At 65.8% G+C, this 18,282-nt stretch carries 13 protein-coding genes and 6 pseudogenes; 5 read left to right on the top strand and 14 right to left on the bottom strand.

All coding sequences use genetic code 11. The features are described 5' to 3' along the window. Nucleotides 1–35: 35 nt before the first annotated feature. The 6 genes and pseudogenes from KXD97_RS22425 to KXD97_RS22395 form a co-directional block, all read right to left on the bottom strand. Nucleotides 36–278 (bottom strand): annotated as a pseudogene (locus KXD97_RS22425) (transposase); the annotation flags it as partial. Nucleotides 279–324: 46 nt separating this feature from the next. After that, nucleotides 325–2,256 (bottom strand): annotated as a pseudogene (locus tag KXD97_RS33185) (tyrosine-type recombinase/integrase). A 20-nt stretch (nt 2,257–2,276) separates the two neighbouring features. Beyond that, on the bottom strand, nt 2,277–3,332 hold the full coding sequence (locus KXD97_RS22410; protein WP_260751332.1) for a tyrosine-type recombinase/integrase: 1,056 nt from the start codon (nt 3,330–3,332) through the stop codon (nt 2,277–2,279). A 102-nt stretch (nt 3,333–3,434) separates the two neighbouring features. Further along, a pseudogene (locus KXD97_RS22405) lies at nt 3,435–4,451 on the bottom strand (IS256 family transposase); the annotation flags it as partial. A gap of 66 nt (nt 4,452–4,517) precedes the next feature. After that, a complete protein-coding gene (locus KXD97_RS22400) occupies nt 4,518–5,261 on the bottom strand; it encodes a hypothetical protein (protein WP_260752513.1) in 744 nt (247 codons plus the stop codon). Next, nucleotides 5,258–5,668: a Zn-ribbon domain-containing OB-fold protein gene (locus tag KXD97_RS22395; RefSeq protein ID WP_260752512.1), complete on the bottom strand. Its 411-nt coding sequence runs from the start codon at nt 5,666–5,668 to the stop codon at nt 5,258–5,260. Before KXD97_RS22395 ends, KXD97_RS22400 begins: the two co-directional genes overlap by 4 nt. A 135-nt stretch (nt 5,669–5,803) precedes the next feature. Between KXD97_RS22395 and KXD97_RS33180 the strand changes: the two genes are divergently transcribed. The 3 genes and pseudogenes from KXD97_RS33180 (at nt 5,804) to KXD97_RS22385 (ending at nt 7,455) form a co-directional block, all read left to right on the top strand. Continuing rightward, a complete protein-coding gene (locus KXD97_RS33180; RefSeq protein ID WP_396884545.1) occupies nt 5,804–6,628 on the top strand; it encodes a cytochrome P450 in 825 nt (274 codons plus the stop codon). Between the two features lie 12 nt (nt 6,629–6,640). Further along, nucleotides 6,641–7,000 (top strand): annotated as a pseudogene (locus tag KXD97_RS33380) (cytochrome P450); the annotation flags it as partial. A gap of 314 nt (nt 7,001–7,314) precedes the next feature. Then, nucleotides 7,315–7,455, top strand: a complete 141-nt coding sequence (locus tag KXD97_RS22385; protein ID WP_260752508.1) for a hypothetical protein — start codon at nt 7,315–7,317, stop codon at nt 7,453–7,455. 32 nt (nt 7,456–7,487) lie between these two features. Here KXD97_RS22385 and KXD97_RS22380 read toward each other — a convergent pair. The 3 genes and pseudogenes from KXD97_RS22380 to KXD97_RS22370 form a co-directional block, all read right to left on the bottom strand. Next, nucleotides 7,488–8,262: pseudogene (locus KXD97_RS22380) on the bottom strand (ExeA family protein). A 38-nt stretch (nt 8,263–8,300) separates the two neighbouring features. Beyond that, nucleotides 8,301–9,791 (bottom strand): DDE-type integrase/transposase/recombinase, encoded by a 1,491-nt coding sequence (locus KXD97_RS22375; protein ID WP_260752507.1) that lies wholly within the window; start codon nt 9,789–9,791, stop codon nt 8,301–8,303. An 89-nt stretch (nt 9,792–9,880) separates the two neighbouring features. Further along, nucleotides 9,881–10,315: a helix-turn-helix domain-containing protein gene (locus KXD97_RS22370; RefSeq protein WP_260752504.1), complete on the bottom strand. Its 435-nt coding sequence runs from the start codon at nt 10,313–10,315 to the stop codon at nt 9,881–9,883. On the opposite strand from KXD97_RS22370, the gene KXD97_RS22365 reads away from it, so the two are divergent. Next, nucleotides 10,316–10,492 carry a hypothetical protein gene (locus KXD97_RS22365; RefSeq protein ID WP_260752502.1) on the top strand — a complete coding sequence of 59 codons (177 nt, stop codon included), beginning with the start codon at nt 10,316–10,318 and terminating at the stop codon, nt 10,490–10,492. 41 nt (nt 10,493–10,533) lie between these two features. Here the strand turns inward: KXD97_RS22365 and istB are convergent, their stop codons facing one another. After that, nucleotides 10,534–11,334 (bottom strand): IS21-like element helper ATPase IstB, encoded by an 801-nt coding sequence (gene istB, locus KXD97_RS22360; RefSeq protein WP_260751888.1) that lies wholly within the window; start codon nt 11,332–11,334, stop codon nt 10,534–10,536. Beyond that, complete coding sequence (istA, locus tag KXD97_RS22355) at nt 11,331–12,860, bottom strand: IS21 family transposase (RefSeq protein ID WP_260751889.1); 1,530 nt, start codon at nt 12,858–12,860, stop codon at nt 11,331–11,333. The genes istB and istA overlap by 4 nt, the downstream gene beginning before the upstream one ends. 421 nt (nt 12,861–13,281) lie before the next feature. Here istA and KXD97_RS22350 point away from each other — a divergent pair. Beyond that, nucleotides 13,282–13,695, top strand: a pseudogene (locus KXD97_RS22350) (enoyl-CoA hydratase/isomerase family protein); the annotation flags it as partial. 298 nt (nt 13,696–13,993) lie between these two features. Here the strand turns inward: KXD97_RS22350 and KXD97_RS22345 are convergent. The 3 genes from KXD97_RS22345 to KXD97_RS22335 form a co-directional block, all read right to left on the bottom strand. Continuing rightward, entirely contained in the window at nt 13,994–14,512 is a 519-nt protein-coding gene (locus KXD97_RS22345) for a hypothetical protein (protein WP_260752497.1), read from the bottom strand. Nucleotides 14,513–14,658: 146 nt separating this feature from the next. Further along, a complete protein-coding gene (locus KXD97_RS22340; protein WP_260752496.1) occupies nt 14,659–16,053 on the bottom strand; it encodes an IS1380 family transposase in 1,395 nt (464 codons plus the stop codon). Between the two features lie 261 nt (nt 16,054–16,314). Continuing rightward, a complete protein-coding gene (locus KXD97_RS22335) occupies nt 16,315–17,718 on the bottom strand; it encodes an IS1380 family transposase (RefSeq protein WP_260752495.1) in 1,404 nt (467 codons plus the stop codon). Nucleotides 17,719–18,282 lie beyond the last annotated feature (564 nt).

The raw sequence follows: 18,282 nt of genomic DNA, 5'->3' as shown, positions 1-18,282 counted from the left end.
ACAGCACACCCGCGACCACACAGGTGGGGCCACTTTCAGCCGCCCACCCGGGGCCAAATCAGGCTGTCACAGCCAGCCGGGGTGTCCTCCTGTTCTGTTGGGGTGTCGTTGACGGCGCGTGATTTGCTGAGGACTTCCAGGCCGAGGTAGCGCCGGGATTCGGCCCATTCGTCGTGTTGTTCGGCCAGCACGGCTCCGACGAGGCGGATCAGGGCGTTGCGGTCGGGGAAGATGCCCACGACGTCGGTGCGTCGCCGGATTTCCTTGTTGAGTCGTTCCTTTAACCGGCCCTCGGGGTCGGATCAACTCTCGGTGGTCGATTGGTCAGCGGTCGAGGCGGTGCAGGTGGTCGGTCAACGCCTCGGCGACACGGTGGTGACGGGCGGCTTCGTCGAGCCAGCCACGGGCGCGGGCATCTGCTTCGAGAGTCTGGATGTCGGTGCGTTGCGCTTCGAGTGCGCCTCGGAACTCGGGGCCGGTGACGAAGTTGTCGCAGGTTTCGCAGATGTTGGCATAGGGGCAGGCGCCGGCACTGTGGTGGCGGGCGCAGTAGCCGTGGGCGACACGTGTTTTGAGCATCTCACTACCGAGCCAGCTGACCGCATCGGGGACGATGGGTTTGCCGACCGGAGTGAGAGTGAACTGTCGTCGCATCTTTCCCATGGCCTGGTCATAGGCATCGCGCAGCGTCGGTGAGGCCAAGGTGGCGTAACGCAAAGTCATCTGCGGGGTGACATGTCCGAGCAGTGCCATCAAGGCCTGCAGGCTCATGCCTGCGTTCGCGAGCTCGGTGGCCCATGTGTGGCGTAGCTGATGCGGGGTTACCACCAGCGGTGCGCCGCCGGTCCCGCGCAGCCCGCAGGACTCGATGGCGGCGAGCAGGCCATTGCGTAACCGCGTCTGTCCGAGACGGCGGCCGTGCGCAACGAACAGGAAATCGGTAGGCGCTCCGGTACGGGGATGCGGCAGTGGGCGGCAAACACCACGTCTGCTGGTCCACTGGTCCAATGCGGCAATGGTGTTGGCCGAGAGCGGAACCATGCGTTCGGTGGCGAGCTTGCCCAACGGAACTTTCAACCAGGTGCCGGCGGGTCCGTAGTCGACGACGCTGCCGAGTTCGAGGTCGAGCAGCTACACGATCCGCAGCCCTGCCCCGCGAAGCACTGTCAGCCCGACGCGGGCGAACGTATCCTCCAGCTGGGCAACCGCGTTCATCACCGCGGCGTCGATATCAGGTGGTAGGGCCTGCGGCAGGGGTTGATCGAGTTTCGGGATATCGACGGCGAAGACCAGACGACGCGGCGGTGCCTGCTCCCAGCCCCATTCGGTGATGTCGTCGAGTAGGTTGCGCACGCTCAGTACCGTCGATTGGATCACGGCCTTGGAGATGGTGCGTCCGGCGCCGGCGGCGGCGCGTTGTCCACGCCAGGTGCGGGCGCGATTCCAGACCAGGAAACCCTCGATGTGACTGCGATCCAGATCCCCGAACGAGGTGAGCTCGGGATGAGTGGTGGTGAGATAGTCCGCGAACGGCAGCAAATCGTTGATCAACGATTCGACGGATTTCGGACGCAGCACCGATGCCCGGACGGTGACATAACGCAGCAGCGTCTCCCGGATCAGGTCAGTCATCGCCACGTCGGCGAAGCGTTGGGCGTAGCTGCGGGCCCAACGCCGCCGCCGTGGTGGTGTATCGACGATGCGAGCCTGAAAAAGCATCTGCCGCAACCCGGCTATCCGGTTGCGGTAGGCGCGCCTCGACGATGCCGGAATCGATTGTGTGGCAGCCAGCGCGGTGTCGAACTTGTCGACCGTGCCGTTGTCGACATCGTCGACGAGTCCGCCGTGCCAGGCGAGCAGCACCGCCAGACATTCACCCAAGACCGTCTCGATCCACTGTGGTGTCCAGCCCAAGGCCAGCCCGGCGGTGCGCACGGCGGCGAATCCGCCCGGGTCACGGTCCTCGACGGCTCGTCCCAGACCAGTGAGGTTCTTGACGGCCGCGAGTTCGAGGTCGAGGCGCAACTCGCCCCGGCCAATGACATGACACAGCAGTGGCCAGGCCCCGTTGTTGCGCAGATCGGCCAACCGCTCGACCGCCGGTCTGGTCATCCAGTCCCGCAGATCCGGGTGCTCGGTCAGGAAGGTGCTCGCGCCGCGGGTGCGGCCACGCACCGACCTGCTACTGAGACCAAGGCTGGCAACGTGTTCGAGATAGTCGTCCAGCACCGCATCCGGGTCAGCCAGCAGGTCCATCGATGCGAGCGTCTGGGTGGTCATCGTCGTGTCCCGGCAAGGCTGGCGCGAGCCGCACCGTATTCGGCGGCGAGTTGCTCGACCGACAGGTGCACATATCCGGCGGTGGTTTCCGGGGACACGTGGCCCATCAACTCCCGCAGCGCCATCAGATCGATTCCAGCAGAGGCGAGTTCGGTGCCGTAGGTATGGCGCAGCCGGTGTGGACGTACCCTCGTCGCACCAGACAGGTCTCGGTGCCGCCGAAACAGTGACCGCAGTCCGGCCTCGGTGACCGGGGCCCCCGCGGAGGGTCCGCGCAGCACCACGAAACACTCCTCGGTCGTCAACCCTGGTGGGCGTTCGAGGCGCAGATAGGCCGACAGTTCGGTGAAGAATGCTGCATCGACCGGTACCACCCGCTCCTTCGAGCCTTTACCAAGCACCCGCACCCGCCGTCGACCGAAGTCGATGTCGGCCAACCGCAAGGACCGCACCTCGGCGCTGCGCAGGCCCCCAAAGAGCATCGCCCACACCATCGCCCGATCCCGGTGGGTTCGCAACGACGCCACGAACCGCTCGACTGCATTGGCATCGAGAGACTCGGGCAGTAACCGCGGTTGCCGCACCAGCCGGCCTCCGGCCCGAGGCCGACCCGGGCCCAGATGCCCGAGCAGTCCCCGCGCCACCGGTCTCAGCCCCTGCCCGCGCCGCGGTGAGGGCACCGGGTTCTCGGAGCGCGTCCCGGTCATCACCAGGTACTCGAAGAACGCCCGCACCGCCGAGACCCGCCGGTTGACCGTCGATGCCGCCGCGCTCCCGCCATTCCTTCTCGCCGGGCTGCGCCGGTGGTCACGGCGCACATCCTGCCAGTCGATCCACTCGAACACCTCCACCGGCGTCACCGCCGCCACCGCGAGATCACGGTCCAGCAGGAACCGAGCCAGATTGAGCACATCGAACGCATACGCCCGCACCGTCGCCGCACTGAACCCGCGTCCGGCCAGATGCACCAGGAATGCGTTTGCCGCTGCGCACCCCTCCCACGGGCCATCGATCACATAGCCGTCACTGCTGGTGCGCACCCGAACAGTCATCGCCTACCCCTCTCGGCCCCGCCAGCATGCGCCACACATGACCCGCGGCCTCGAACCTCACGCCGCATCCACAGTCGTGTCGTGGGAGGGCCGGTTAACCGATCGCGGGTTGTTGGACCAGATCTGGCGCCAGATCTGCTTGGGGAACGCGGTGAACGCCAGCAGATCCGGCCGTGCTGCTTCGAGGTGGTCGGCGACCTTGGGTAGTTTGTCGGTGAGCGCCTCGATGATCCGATCATATTGGGCAGCAACCGATTCGGCATCAGGCTGGTCGAACACAGAGTGCAGCAGGGTGCGCACCCAGGGCCACGAACTCTTGGGAGTGACCGACATCAGATTGGTCGTGTAGTGGGTTCTGCAGCGCTGCCACGTTGCTCCGGGCAGGGTGGCGCCGATCGCGGCGACAAGCCCGGCGTGCGCGTCACTGGTAACCAGTTTGACCCCAGACAGTCCGCGGGCGGTCAGCGAGCGCCAAAAGGTCAGCCAGCCGGCGCCGTCCTCGGCGGTGGTGACGTCGATGCCGAGGATCTCGCGGTAGCCCTCGGCGTTGACCCCGACGGCGATCAGGGCGTGCACGTTGACCACCCGCCCGCCCTCGCGGACTTTGAGCACCAGGGCGTCGGCGGCGACGAACGTGTAGGGGCCGGCGTCCAGTGGCCTGGTGCGGAAGGCTTCCACGGCGGTGTCGAGTTCCTTGGCCATCACCGACACCTGCGACTTCGACAACGAGGTAATGCCGAGCGTTTCGACGAGCTTGTCCATCCGCCGGGTGGACACCCCGAGTAGGTAGCAGGTGGCGACCACGGTGGTCAGGGCCCGCTCGGCGCGTTTGCGGCGTTCCAGCAGCCACTCCGGGAAGTAGGAGCCGTGTCGCAGTTTGGGGATCGCCAGGTCCAATGTGCCTGCTCGAGTGTCGAAGTCGCGGTGTCGATACCCGTTGCGGGAGTTGGTGCGCTCGGCGCTGCGCTGGCCGTATCCAGCGCCGCACAAGGCGTCAGCTTCGGCGCCCATCAACGTGTGGATGAACGTGGCGAGCAGCTCGCGTAACACGTCGGGATGGCAGGTGGTGAGTCGTTCGGCCAGCACGGCAGGCAGGTCGATATTGTGGGCAGTGGTCATCGCGTTGATTCCTAAGCTCCGAGTGACTTTGGTCGGTCTCTCGAAGAATCACGCGATGACCTTCAATCACTCGGCTACGACACGCCGGTACCGCTGATCAGGTCCCGACTCGTACACCACCTTGGTGGACGCAACCGAGCCGTCCACGGGAACATCGCAGTCGTACAGGCGGAACGGCGTGGTCACCACCTTCGACGCGAGATAGTCCTCGAGGGTCAGCGGCGCGCGAAAGACTGCTGCCGGGTTGAGCGCAGCATTGCGACGTGCATTCAGAGCAATCTGGGCCATGTGCTTTTCGGTCGTTCCGTACTCGTGAAAGTGTCGCTGGGCGTAGAGCGCCAACCAGTTCGCCGCTGAGTAGGCGCGGAATGGAAGCAACCACTGCTGGAAGCCATCGACTTCGCTGCGTCCAACTCCGATGCCGGGACGCCGCCCCGCGCCCTGTGCCGTCGACTCCGTGACAGTTCGGTACACCAGAACATGTCGCGCCAACCCCATCGATACGGCCATCACCGCGTTGACCACCGCCTGCAACTGGCCAGGACCCTCCGCGCTACCGCTGTGCCAGGCCAGCGACAATCGCAACCCGTCCTGCACTTCCGGTGAGCCGGGACCGGAGAACCCGGGATGACCGGTAACCGCACCCGGATATGTCGCCAGACCGTCGATGTCGGCAACGGTGAGCCCTGCATCGGCGATGGCCGCAAGCGCGGCGTCGATAGTGAGATCCAGACCGTCGCGGCCGAGTCGACGTCCCACCTGCGACTGACCAATGCCGGAAATGACGGCCCGGCGTTCGGCAGCAGTCATGATGCCACTGGCCGGAACAGCGGAAGATACACCGGATCGTGGTTTTCGAACACCACCTCGACGGCCATCCCGATCCGTACGTCTTCCGGAGCGACATCAACGAGGTTGGTGGCCAAGCGAAGTCCTTGCTGCTCGTCGATCTCGACTACCGCGATGATGTACGCGTCGCCGTTGCCGTCCCAGGGCTGATGGTTCACCGTGAAGGAATAGACCGTGCCGCAACCAGAAACGGCCTGCGGTGCGCCACCACGACCGCCGCAGCGTGGACAGTACGAGGTCGGGGGATGAATGAAATACGAGCACGCCTCACAGCGCAGGAAACGCAATCGGCCATCGGCGCCTGAAGTCCAGAAGAACCCACTGGGCCCTTGTGTCGTGGGAAGTACACGGCCAGCTGAGGTGGTCATCGTGCTCCATCCATTTCGGCGCGCTTGCGCAATGAACGCTACGTACTATACAAATAGCATTTGATAAGTCCCCCGCTTTGGCGCAAGTTCGGCGAGACCTACCAGCTCGGCGGTACTTAAATGACGGGGGGATCCATGACCCAGGAATCAACGGCTTCTGGCCTCAACCTGTTGGCAGCCCCCGAATTGACCAGGCACCCCCAGCCCACCTACAAGATGATGCGCGACTTTTCACCGGTCATGCGCATCGACGGTATCGGCGTGCTCGTCAGCACCTGGGAGCTCGTCGATGAGGTCTTGCACAACCCCCAGCTGTTCTCCTCGGCATTGACCTCGGGCGTCCTGAAGAACGAACGCCCGCTCATACCACTGCAGGTGGACCCGCCGGCGCATGGGAAGTTCCGCAAGATCTTGGACCCGTTGTTCGCCCCCAAACAGATGAAGGCGCTCGAGACGTCCATCGCAGCGCTGGTCAACCGGCTGATCGACGGGTTCGTCGACAGAGACGAGATCGACTTCGCCAAACAGTTCTCGGTGCCGTTCCCCACCCAGGTGTTTCTGACGATGTTGGGCCTGCCGCTTGACGAGACGCCCAGCCTGTTGGCGATGAAGGACGGGATCATCCGTCCGCACGAAATCACCGGCAAGCCGCTCGGGCACCCCGACACCGACGCTCACCAAGCCGCGACCGCGCAATCAATCTACGGCTATTTCACAATCACCATGCAGGAGCGCAAGCAGCAGCGCCGTGACGACCTGTTGAGCTGGTTCCTCGAGGCGGAGATCGACGGTGACCGCCTCAGCGACGAGAACATACTTGATATCTGCTTCCTGTTCCTCATTGCCGGCCTCGACACCGTATCGGCTTCGCTGGACTGCTTTTTCAGCTACCTGGCACAACATCCCGACGCTCGCCGAGCCATCGCTGACGACGAATCGAACATCCCGTTCCTCGTTTAGGAACTCCTCAGGTACGAAACACCGGTAATGGCCGTGGCGCGCGAAGCCACGCAGGATACCGAGTTGGGCGGATGCCCCATTCACGCCGGCGAACAAGTCCTGGCCATGCTTGGTTCGGCGAATACTGACGAAAACAACACGCCTGAACCAGAAGTCGTACGATTGGACCGTAGGGTAAACCGCCACTTGGGCTTTGGTGGCGGAGTGCACCGGTGCCTGGGTTCGCACCTTGCTCGCGTCGAACTTCGCACCGCTTTGCGGCTGTGGCATCAGCGCCTGCCCGACTACGAGATCAAGCCGGGTGTCGAACTCGACTTCACGCCCGGCGTTCGCGCTGTGTCGACGTTCCCGCTGGTGCTACACCACGGATGAGCATGTCGAGCGAATACCGAACCAGCACAGCGTCGTTCACCCCCGGCTTTCAGGCGAGCAGATGATTGACGAGCGGCGAGACGGCTTCGTCACGTGGCTGACGTTGGACCGCCCCGAGCGTTTGAACGCCTTCACTGTCGACGGCTACCGAGAACTGCGCATCGCGCTGCAACGTCTGGCCGTCGTTCTCAGCGGGTGCCGACCGATCCCTGCTCGACGGAGATTCGTCCGCGCTCGACCGGCAGAGGGCCGGCGAGGAATTCAGTCTTTTTCTGCAAGCACTCGCCGGCTTCGCGAAGCCACTGTTTGCCGCCGTGAACGGTCTGTTGCCCGTCGCTGTGGATGAGGATATGGGCATCATCGAGTTTGGTGACGAGTGGCCGATGGGAACGGCCCCGCTCGGTGTGGTGAGCGGGGCCGTGGTCGTCGTCGTGACGGGGTCGTCGTCGTGGTGACGTGGTGTTCGTCGCGGTGAAGCGACTTGGGTTCAGTCGGTTGCTGTTTCGCTGATGGCGATGCGTGCGGCTTTCTCTCCGACGATGGAGTGACCGGCGGCGAACGCGGCGGTCAGGGCGTGCAGGGCGAGGTTGTTGACCGCGCGGGGGTGCCCGCGCGAGGCATTGTGGATCAAGGTGATCGCGTCGTCGGCGAATAGGTACGTCGGAGCGGCCGGCGATTTTGGTGTGGTGGTTGATGTAGTCGGCGGTGTCGTCTGGTGTCATGCCGGGCAGGGTGTAGCGCACTGCGATGCGCTGGTCCAGGGCGGCCAGGACTCCGAGACGTAGCCGGTGGCGCAGGGTGGGTTGGCCGACGAGTACGACGGCGAATGGGGATCCGGAGTCCATGTCGTGGTTGGTCAGCAGCCGGATCGCTTCTAGTTGATGGTTGTCGAGCAGGTGGGCTTCATCGACGACCAGCACGGGGCTGCGGCCGCGTTCGGCGTGTTCGGCGGCCAGAGCGTCGGCGGCCTGGGGTGCCAGTCGGGCGGTGTGAAAGACCGGGGTGTGTCCGAGGGCAGCCACGATGTGGGTGAGCATGCCGCGCACGCCGATGGTGGGGTTGGCCAGGTAGATGATGACGTGTCGCGCCGGATCCAAGGAGGTGGCTGCGGCGCGGATGGCCACGGTTTTGCCGGCACCGACTTCGCCGGTGATGACTCCGATGGCGCATTGGTCCACACACCAGGAGATCCGGGCGATCGCTTCGCTGTGTCCGGGATAGCGGTGCAGCATCGAGGGGGCGAGGTCGCGTCCGAACGGCATCCGGGAGAATCCCCAGTGTGATTGCAGTCGTTGAATACTCACGCCGAGGCCTCACCTTCATGGTCAGAGTTCTCGGCACCGAGGTCGGTCAACGCGAGCTGTCCGAGGACCTGGTCGTTGACCACAATGTCGTCGGTGGCTGTGACCTCGGTGCCGTAGAGGGCGTGGTAGCCGATGCGTTCATCGTCACGCAGTTGGGCGTGGTGGGCGGCGGCGGTCAATGCCAGGTAGTCGATCCCGGTCGCCGCCGGCGCAGGCGCTGGGCCAGCGGCCTCGGGTCGGGCTTTCGGGTGAGCGTGGCGGGTGATGGTGTGCGGCGCCGCGGCGCCGAAGCTTTGATCGCGGTAGCGGACCTCGATGGTGTGCAGGTCGAACGGGGAGAACACCAGCTCCACGCGGCGCCCGGCCAGGGCGGGGTCGACTCGGTAGGTGTTGGAGTGCAGCGACACGGTGGCGGTCTTGGTCACCACGCGAAACTCCGACCACAAGAACGCTTCGGTCAGATCCGCGGCGGTCGGCAATGCCGGTGACCCGCCGAGCCGGTCGAAGCCGGCTTCCCACCGTGCCAGTGGTGCCTGTTCGGTCTCGGAATGAGTCCGTCGGTGGTATTCGGTTTCGACCCAGGCCATGAACAGCCGGTTGAGTTCCAACAACGCCGCGGTGTGGGCGACCCCGGCCGCTGTGAGGTCCTCGCTGCTGGTGTCGGTGACCTCGACGAGGAACTGTTCGCGCACGGTGCGGAAGAACCGTTCGATCTTGCCTCGGCCTTGCGGGCGCCCGGGCGCGGAGTGCACCAGCCGGATCCCGAGTTTCGCGCACGCCCGCAGCAGCCAGGCATCGACGAACGCCGAGCCGTTGTCGACATAGATTCCGGCGGGCACTCCGCGGGCGGCCAGCGCGGGTTTGAGCGCGGCGGCCAGGCGCACGGTGTCTTCGGCGAATCCGAACCGGTGCCCGACGACCAGCCGGGAATGGTCGTCGAGGAAGGCGAACAGGTAGGTTTTGCGGTCCCCGACCCGCGGGCCATGCAAAGCGTCGCCGACCCACAGTTCGTTGGGGTCAGCGGCTTCGAACCGGCCGAACACCTCCGTGCTCTGACCTGCGGCCGGGCCCATCAGCTCGCACCGATGGAAGTGGCGCAGCAGGGTCGATTCCGAGGGCGCCCACCCGGTCGCGGTGCGCAGGATGCGAGCCACCTGCGCGGCGGTGCGGGCCGGGTTCTCCCGCTTGAGCGAGGCGGCCAACTCCAGCACCCCGACATCGGTGCGGGTGGCTAGCCGGCGCGGCTCAGGCACCAGCGCTTCGAACCCGCCACCGCGGTAACGCCGGATCCAGCGATCCAGCGTCGCGCGGGCGATCTGGACCTGGGAACCGAACGGATCGATATGGCGGCGTTCGGCGATCTCACGGACCACCCGGCCGCGCTGGCGGGTGGAGAGCCCCTCTTCCAGCGCGGGGCAGATCACCTGATAGCGGAACAACCCGATCGCATTGGCCCGTTCCCGACGCTTGTGGTCCTCCAACGACACCGCAGTGCCCTCCTCGCAGTCGATGGCCCCACCCGAAACCGGTGCCGGACAGGCGCCCTGGCGAGGATCACCGATCACCTGACAGCGCGTCAGGGGCAACTGGTGTTGTGTGGCACCGCCGATGACATCGGCGGCCACCCGGGCGCCAACAACCGGCCGCCGCTGACGGCCACCATCACCAGCGCCGGCGTCACCACGCCCAGCAACCCGGCCGACCCGAACCGCTGCCCGATCGCCGACGCGGCGACCAAGACCGCCGCCTCGACGTCACGCCAACCACAGCCGAGTCCGTCGGGGATCGTCACATCGATCCCCGTACGCACCGCCACCGTGACAAACCACGCCCGCATCGACTCCAGACGCTGCCCAGCCCGCCGCAGCCAGCCCCGCACCGTTGACGGCGGTACCTGCAACCGGGCAGCGATCCCGCGATGCCCTACCCCTTCAGCCCGCGCCGACAGCGCCATCCAAATCCGCTCGGCTGCATATGCTCTGCGCAACAGCATGGTGACCGGCAACAACACATGAGTGACCAGACAAGAGCGGCACCGGGCCCGGCGCGGCCGCACCGGATCATCGAGCCCCTCGACGTGGCGGGCGCGGGCATACCCCCAGCCGCCGAGCACACCGTCCAGGCAAGCCGGACAGGCGATCGCCCCACCAGCCAGCCGGGACTCGACGCGGTGCGTTTCGTCAAGTGATTTGGCCCCACCGTCGTCATGAATTTTGGCCCCAGCTTGGGTCAGTCGGCGCGTTTGGCTCGGGTGGCGGTTTTGCTGGTGCGTAGTCGGTAGGACTTGGTGCCGGTTTCGAGGATGTGGGCGTTGAAGGTGACGCGGTCGACGATGGCAGCAACGAGGCGGGGGTCGGGGAAGACGGTGCCCCACTCGCTGAACGGCAGGTTGGTGGCAATCGCCACGGACGCGCGTTCTTCGCGTTCGGTGATGATCTGGAACAGCAGTTCTGCTCCGCGAGGGTCGATTTGGACGTATCCGAGTTCATCGAGACAGAGCAGATCCAGGCGTCCGTAGCGGGCAACGACCCGGGACAGGATGCGCTCGTCGGCGGCTTCGACGAGTTCGTTGACCAGTTGCGCGGTGGTGACGTATCGGACTCGACGGCCCTGCTCGCAGGCCGCCAGCCCCAGCCCGATGAGCAGATGCGATTTGCCGGTTCCGGAGTCCCCGAGCAGCACAACCGGCTCGCCGGCATCCATGTAATGCCCGGCGGCCAGCTGCCCCAGCAGCGCCGGGGTGATGCCGGGTACGGCGTCAATGTTGAACTCCGCCAACCGTTTCAGCCGCGGGAACTTGGCGTCGTTGATGCGCCGGGCGCGGCGCCGTTCAGTGCGGTCGTCGACTTCGGCGGCCAGCACCTCGGCGAGGTAGCGCAGATGGGTGTGGCGTTCCCGGTCGGCGATCTCGGCCAGGCGGGCGGCTTCGGTGCGCACCGTGGGCAGGTGCAGTTCGCGTGCCGCGGCGCCGATGGAGGCTTGCGCGGCGGCATCAGCGGTCGCCGGCTTGGTGGTGGCGGTGGTGGTCATGAGTCACTTCCGGTCAGCAGGTCGTCGTAGTCGGTCAGCGAGGGTGCGGGCCGGTCGTAGCGGGCCAGGGCACCGATCGCAGCGATCGGCGCCTGCGGGGTGGTGTCGCGGCGGGCTTCGATGATCACCGCCTCGGGATCCAGGCATCCGGAGGTGACCGCGCGGTCCATCGCGGTGATCAGCGCGGCCGTCGGCAGGCTGCGGTGCGCCAGCAGCACGGTGATCAGAGCGCGGGTGCCCTTGGCGTCGCCGCGGGCGGTGCGGGCGGCATCCCAGTACCGCTGATGGCTGGTGGTGAACACGCCGCGGGCCTTGGCCTGGGCCAGGGCGGTCGCCCCGGGCAGCGCCCCAGGTTTGGTGGCCAGGACCTCCAGGTAGTGGTCCAGGGCGAGGACTTCGACGTAGCGTCCGGCGGCACGTTCGTGGCGGGCCACCAACCGGGGACCGTCATAGATCTCGACGCTGCGGGCGGCCAGACGCACCGGTAGACGCCGCCCGGCGTAGCGGGCCGGCACGGAGTAGAAGCATTGCCGCACAGACACTCTGGCCCGATTATCAACCCGCGCGTGCAGCAGCCTCGCGCAGTCGAACCCCTCAGCCGGCAGCCCCATCAACGCAGCGGCCTCGGCGGCGAACGCCGCCCCGACAGTGATCGGGCGCCCGGTAATCACCCGGTCGTCGTCGAGGACGTCGGCAGCGGCGATCACCTCGTTGAGCTCGGCCAGGGAGGCGACCGTGGGGACCGGGACGAGGTGGCGTCGCCGGAACCGGCCGATCTCACCTTCCACACCGCCCTTCTCATGCGCTCCCTCGACGCCTGGGCGGCAGAAGAACGAGTCGAACCCGTAGTGACTGCGCAGCGCGGTGAACCGTTCAGACTCGGTACGGTCGCGACCTTTGAGGACCCGGATCACCGCCGGTTTGAGGTTGTCATACCGGATCCGGGCCGGCACCCCACCGAAGTACTCGAACGCCAGGACGTGGCCCTCCAGGAACGCCTCCTGGGCCTGGGTGGCGAACGCGACGTGAAATGCTTTGCCCGAGTGGGACAGTCGCATCACGAACATCCAGCACTTCACCACCAGACCGGCGATCGTGGCGTAGAACTCACCGAAATCGACCTCCGCCTCGGCACCGGCCTCATGGGCCTGCGGGACCGACACCTCCTGCTGGTCCAGGCCCAACTCGACCCGCCGACGCGCGACATACCGCGACACCGTCACCTCCGCACACGTAGCCCCATGCTCGGCGACCAGACGCTGCCAGATCCGCCGAGCGGTGTGGCGTTGCTTGCGCGGAGCCTGCTTGTCGGCGATCAGCCAGGCGTCGATCACCGACACCCACTCATCGATCGCCGGCCGGGGCCGCGCCGGATAGGCCTTGCGCGGCGGGGGCACCGCATCAGCGAGTGCCTGGCGCACCGTCCGCCGATGGGTGCCATGGCGATCTGCTAACTCACGGATCGACAAGCCCTCGCGCCGCCGGTCCTTCCTGATCTTCTCGAACAGCTCCACGCGTGACCGCATCCTGACCGACCTCCCTGACGACCGCCAGGGACGACGGTGCGACAGGAAAGATCTGAACGAGGGTGGGGCCAAAATTCGTGACGACACACCGCCCCACCCGGCCGGAAACGCTCACCCACCCACCGGGGCCAAAATTGGTGACGAACACCGACCAAAGTGGGGCCAAGTCAGGTGACCACACTCAACGCGGACAGAATCGACCTCTACCGTCACCATCAGTGCCTCCGAGCACTACAGCGCGGCACCTCGCAAGCCCGCCAAGACTTCAGCGAGGTGCCGCGCACCCATCAGTTCCTCGTCACACTGACGGTGCACACGAACAAGATCAATTCGACAACGGCGGCACAGGCCACATCAGCACGCTCAATGACGTCCACATACCCCGTGATCGTCATCCCGAGAGACGGTCAACAACGGTCTTGCGGTCGGCATCGGCGCCACCATGCTGTTGTACTGCGACGTGGTGTTGATGGCAGAAGGCGCTCGCGTGCGGTTGCCATTCACCGCGCTCGGCATTGTGCCGGAAGCCGGCAGCTCCGTTCTCCTGCCCGCACGCGTCCGCTGGGCCGACGCCATGTGGGCGATGCTCTCAAGCGACTGGATCGACGCCACGGCGGCACACCAGATGGGGCTCGCCACGCGGCTCGTGCCGGACGGCGCCCTTGTCGAGCAGGCAGCGGCCGCGGCGGCGACGGTCGCCGCCCACGACCCCCTGTCGGTCGCCGCGACAAAACGTCTTATGACGAGCAGTCGGCAGGAGCTTGCGCGCGAGGCGATCGCGCGCGAACTCGCAGAGATGGCGACTTTGACAAGCCGAACCGACAAGCGAAGCTGACAAGCAGAAGGTGCGGGTGAAGGCCGCCCACCGGCGCTGCGTCTGCAGGTGGAACCGGGGTCAAAAAGGCGGTCCCCGTAAGGGAACCGCCTCTGACCTGCGTCGGGCTGACAGGATTTGAACCTGCGACCACTTGACCCCCAGTGCATCGGACTTTGTGCACCTGTGTTCGATCACGTCCAGTTAGTGCAGGTCAGACCCTGGCAAAGGTCCAGCCTGTACAGGTGCAACAAGGGCTGTCCGTGCGCGTCTTGGCAAGCTCGTGGCAAGTTGGCGAACGGGTGTTCGGCTGGCAGAACTACGCCGTCACGGGCTGCGCACGCCGTGTGCCGCCGGCCCGGATCGCGGCGAGCTGGGAGCTGCCCGGCCCTCCCCCATCGGTGACGCCGAGGGCGGCGAGCACGTCGCCGTGCCCGACTTCCTGGCCGCGCATCATCTTCGCGGCCAGCGTGCCAATGCTGCGCCAGCACCTCCTCACGACGGGCAGCGCGGCCCAGAGCTGTTCGTCTGCCGTCGAGTAGCTGTGCAGCCCGGCCAGGCGCAGTTCTTCGCGGTCGCCAGCGCCAAGGTGGGCGTCGATCTGGTGCAGCGTCACTCGGTCGCTGTGGTGAAAGATCGCCGCGGCTGCCGGCCCTGCGGCGGCGACCAGGGCACGGCGGTAGCGGGTGTGGTCGTGAGCGAAACTCTCCGCGGTGAAGTCGCACGAACCGTCCGTGCCGCCCTCGGTGAGGGTCGCCCGTTCGACGGTGCCGCCGTTGAGGACACCGACGACGGCGTGCGCGGCTTCGTGGACGCACAGCCCTAAGCCTCGATCCACCGATCAGCTGTTTGCGTGGTGATGAGTTCGATTGTGCGGCTTGATTCTGGTGTGTGCAGTGGTGTGCGTACCAGGGATCGCCCGGCCTCGCTGTCGGGTTGTTCCTGTTGGTCTTTCGCGTCGCGGGATGGGTTGAGAGGACCTGGTTAGGCGATGATGGGCCGATTTTGGTGAGACAGGCTGCCGAACAGGGTGTTCCAGGCATGTTCCCAGGGCCAGTCTCGTGGTAGGTGCAGGGTCAGCCGGCGGGCTGAGGACGCGATACGGGCTGGGACGCTGATCAGCGTTCGGCGGATGGTAGCGGTGCGGGCTTTGGCCAACGGTCCCCTGGTAAGGGTCGCGGCGGCGCGGGTGAGGTTGAACGCCATGGTGGCCATGACCAGCCAGGCGGCGTTGGCGGTGAATTTCCCTGAGGGCAGGTGAGCCAGGGCGGAGTTCTTCAGGTCGGCATGAACCTGTTCGATGATGGCGTGGCCGCGGTGGGTCTTGTCGGCGGTGACGGTGTCCAGATCAGTGGTGGTGAAGAACGCGTGGAAGCGCCAGGTGTCGAACAAGGTCTGCTGCCCGTCACTGCCGGTGGTGTTGAGGTCGGGGATGCGGCGCACCACCAACCGGCCGGGCACCTGCTGGCTGGCTTTCTTGGAACTGAACGCGGTGAATCCGATCTCGGCGACCTCGGCGCGGGAGATCCATCGCTTGGTGGGTTCGTCGTATATGGCGTCGGTGTACTCGATCGGTGTCCACGCGTCGTCGGGGATCTGGGCGATCGCGGTTTTGACTTTGGTGTCCATCCGCACCGTGATCGATACCTCAGCGCCGCCGCGCAGTGCTGCAGCGACGGTGGGATGGCCGTAGAAGGCTGAATCGGCTCGCAGCAGCGGCTTGCCGGTGGCTTCGGGGCTGCGCAGACGGTTCACGGTGGCCAGGGTGTCGGCGATGATCCGCTTGGCTCCCCGTGGTGAGCCGCACGATCCTTTGCGCAGACGGGCACCGGTGATCACCGGCGCACCGGCGGTAGTGGTGAGCGTGGCGATCAACGCGTTGAGCCCGCGGACCCGGGTGTAGCCGTATCCGGATCCTTGTTTGGCATAGCCGTGGACTTCGATGATGGTGTCGTCCAGATCGACCAGGATCGGGCCGTCGATCCCGGCCAGCAGCGGGGTGCGGGCATGCAGGCCCGCCAGGAACCGGGAGGCCACCGCGTCGAGTTGGCGGACATGCCCGAAGGTGAATGCGCGCAGGAACGACCCCAAGGTCGAGGGTGCATACGGGCGGTCGAACACGGTGCCCATCGCCCCGTGCCGCAATAAGGCCATGTCATCGATGCTGTCGGCTCCGGCCACCATGCCTGCGACCAGGCAGGCGACTTTCGCGCCACTGTTGGAGCCCTTGTCGGTCGGGACGCTGAGATGCTCATCCGCCAGTGCGGCCAGGCCGCACTGGCCGGCCAAGGCGGCCATCGGGACCAGCCCGGCGCACGACACCAGATTCGGGTCATCGAAGACTGCTGAGGCTACGGGCCGGGTGTGAGATAGTTGCATCTACGAGATGCCCTTCGTTGTGGCCGAATGTGATCTTAGAGAAATCTCATTCTTTCACCACGACAGGGCATTTCGGCGTTACAACCCACTCCGCGCCGCTACCTAATCGGTGTATCCAGGCTAAGCCTCAATCCGTGGATCGGCCTTCCTGATGGTGGCCGGGGGTAATTTCGGTGGCTGGGTTTGGTGCGGGCAGGTGGGATCCGCTGGTCTGCCCAGCTTTTCCTGTGCGCTCCGGTAGGGGCCTGTTCGGCCGGGTGGTCAGGGTGTTGCCGGTTGTGGTGGGCTGTAGCCGATGGTGTTGCGCCACAGGGTGAGCCAGTGCTGTGCCCAGGGCCAGTGGCTGGGTAGATGCAGAACGGGGCGGCGTTGGGGTCGGACCAGTCTGGCGGGAATGGTGATGATCTTGCGGCGCAGGGTGGCTCCCCGGGCCACTGCGTGGGCGCCGCCGGCGAGCACGCCAGCGGCACGCAGCAGGTTGTGGGCGATCGCAGCGCACAGGATCCACGCCGAGTTCGCGCCGAATCGTCCCGAGGGCATGTGCGCCAGGGGTCCGTCGATCAGATCGGCGAACACGGTCTCGATGATCGCGTGGCGGCGGTGGGTGATGTCGGCCGCGGCGGTGGGTTCGTCGGTGTCGGTGAAGAACGGGTGATACCGCCACACCGGAAACAGCGCATCGGGGAAGCGGGCGTCTTTGACCCGTCGCACGATCAACCGTGCGGTGATCGGGCTGTCGGTGGAGGTAAAGGCGGTGTGGGTGATCTCGGCGACTTCGGCATCGGAGATCCATGCTCCGGTGTCGGGATCACGAATCGCGCCGGGATATTGCACGGGAATCCAGGCGTGCTCGTCGATGGATGCGATGGCCGCCGTGACAGCGCGAGTTTTGGTCAGCACCAACGAGAACTGAGCACCGGCGCGGCGGCAGGCGGCGGTCACGGTGCTGTTGCCGTAGGCCGAGTCGCCGCGTACCAGGATCGGGCCGGTGACCCCGGCGGCGCGGGCGGTGGCGATGGCTTGGGCGACCATCCGGGCTGCGCCCTTGCCGGAGTTGGTTTTGCCGGCTCGCAGCCGGGCGCCGGCGATCACCGGCGCGCCGGTGGGGGTGCTGATTGTGGTGATCAACGGTGACAGGCCTTTGCGCAGGATCTGTTTGCCCGCGATTTTGGTGTGTCCGTAGGAGGCGCCCTGTTTGGCGTGTCCGTAGACCGGACGTAGCAGTGAGTCGATGTCGATGAACGCTCGGTCGTCGGCGCCGGGAAGCAGATCGGCCCGTGTGCAGAGCCCGGCCAGGTGCTCGCGCAGCACGGACTCCAGTTGCCGGGCGTGTCCGAAGGTGAACTCCCGCAGCAGGGTTCCGATAGTCGAGGGCGCGTACACCCCATTGAACAGGGTTCTCATGCCGCCTGATCGCACGACGTCGAGGTCGTCGATGCTGTCGGCGCCGGCGCACATCCCGGCAATCACGGTGCTTAGTTTCGGTGCAGGGTTGGCCGACCCGGATTTGATCCTCGGTTCGACGATGAGCACCTTGTCGGTTAATAGCTGCGGCAAGGCCGTCTGGGCGGCCAATGCCATGACCGGGACCAATCCGGCGCAGGACACGAGATGCTCGTCGTCGAAGACGGCCGCCGAGGCAGTGAACCTATGGGACACTTTCACCGGAAGTGCCTTTCTGAAGTTGTGCCGATAAGTGCGTAAGGAACACTCATCATCGCAGCTCAGAGGGCACTTTCCTCATATCAACACTCGCCTACCAGGCAATTCATCGGTGGATTCAGGCTAAGCGCTCACGGTCGGCGGGTGTCAGTCGGTAAGCCCTGCCGGTCTTGCTCATCGAGTGCTCCTCAATCTTCGTCACGACGTATCCGCGGGATAGGTTTCTGGTTCCCCGAAGTGTTTCCGTCCGATGAGCCGCGCGGCTGATACCGGCGCAGGACGCCGACGACTAGGGCTGCAAGAGTCGCAACCCCGAGGACGATGACGAACGGTGTTCTCTCGCCCCGGGCCGCGGCGCATGCGTCCACTTGCTCAGTCGACGTGGGATCACCGGCGTAGCGGCCCCCGAGCAATGAACTGCGATACGCGTCCATAGCATTGTCACTACTTTGCGAGGCGTCTGCCGACTTTGCCCACGAGTCATTCGGGAACATCCACCCGCCGCAGGCGATACCGTCCCTGTTGTCCACATTCCACAGTGCGAATAGAGCAGTAGCCACGAACAGC

The sequence above is a fragment of the Mycobacterium sp. SMC-8 genome, assembly GCF_025263565.1.
Classification (GTDB): Bacteria; Actinomycetota; Actinomycetes; order Mycobacteriales; family Mycobacteriaceae; genus Mycobacterium.
The sequence above is the reverse complement of the archived record's forward strand: the minus strand, read 5'-3'. Positions and strand labels throughout refer to the sequence as shown.

What these genes read in the sequence shown, in the direction of transcription:
- KXD97_RS22400 (WP_260752513.1), bottom strand. Translation starts at nt 5,261, where the DNA reads ATGACTGCTGCCGAACGCCGGGCCGTCATTTCCGGCATTGGTCAGTCG.
- istA (WP_260751889.1), bottom strand. Translation starts at nt 12,860, where the DNA reads ATGCGGTCACGCGTGGAGCTGTTCGAGAAGATCAGGAAGGACCGGCGG.
- istB (WP_260751888.1), bottom strand. Translation starts at nt 11,334, where the DNA reads ATGACCACCACCGCCACCACCAAGCCGGCGACCGCTGATGCCGCCGCG.
- KXD97_RS22410 (WP_260751332.1), bottom strand. Translation starts at nt 3,332, where the DNA reads ATGACTGTTCGGGTGCGCACCAGCAGTGACGGCTATGTGATCGATGGC.
- KXD97_RS33180 (WP_396884545.1), top strand. Translation starts at nt 5,804, where the DNA reads ATGACCCAGGAATCAACGGCTTCTGGCCTCAACCTGTTGGCAGCCCCC.
- KXD97_RS22395 (WP_260752512.1), bottom strand. Translation starts at nt 5,668, where the DNA reads ATGACCACCTCAGCTGGCCGTGTACTTCCCACGACACAAGGGCCCAGT.
- KXD97_RS22365 (WP_260752502.1), top strand. Translation starts at nt 10,316, where the DNA reads ATGAGTGACCAGACAAGAGCGGCACCGGGCCCGGCGCGGCCGCACCGG.
- KXD97_RS22340 (WP_260752496.1), bottom strand. Translation starts at nt 16,053, where the DNA reads ATGCAACTATCTCACACCCGGCCCGTAGCCTCAGCAGTCTTCGATGAC.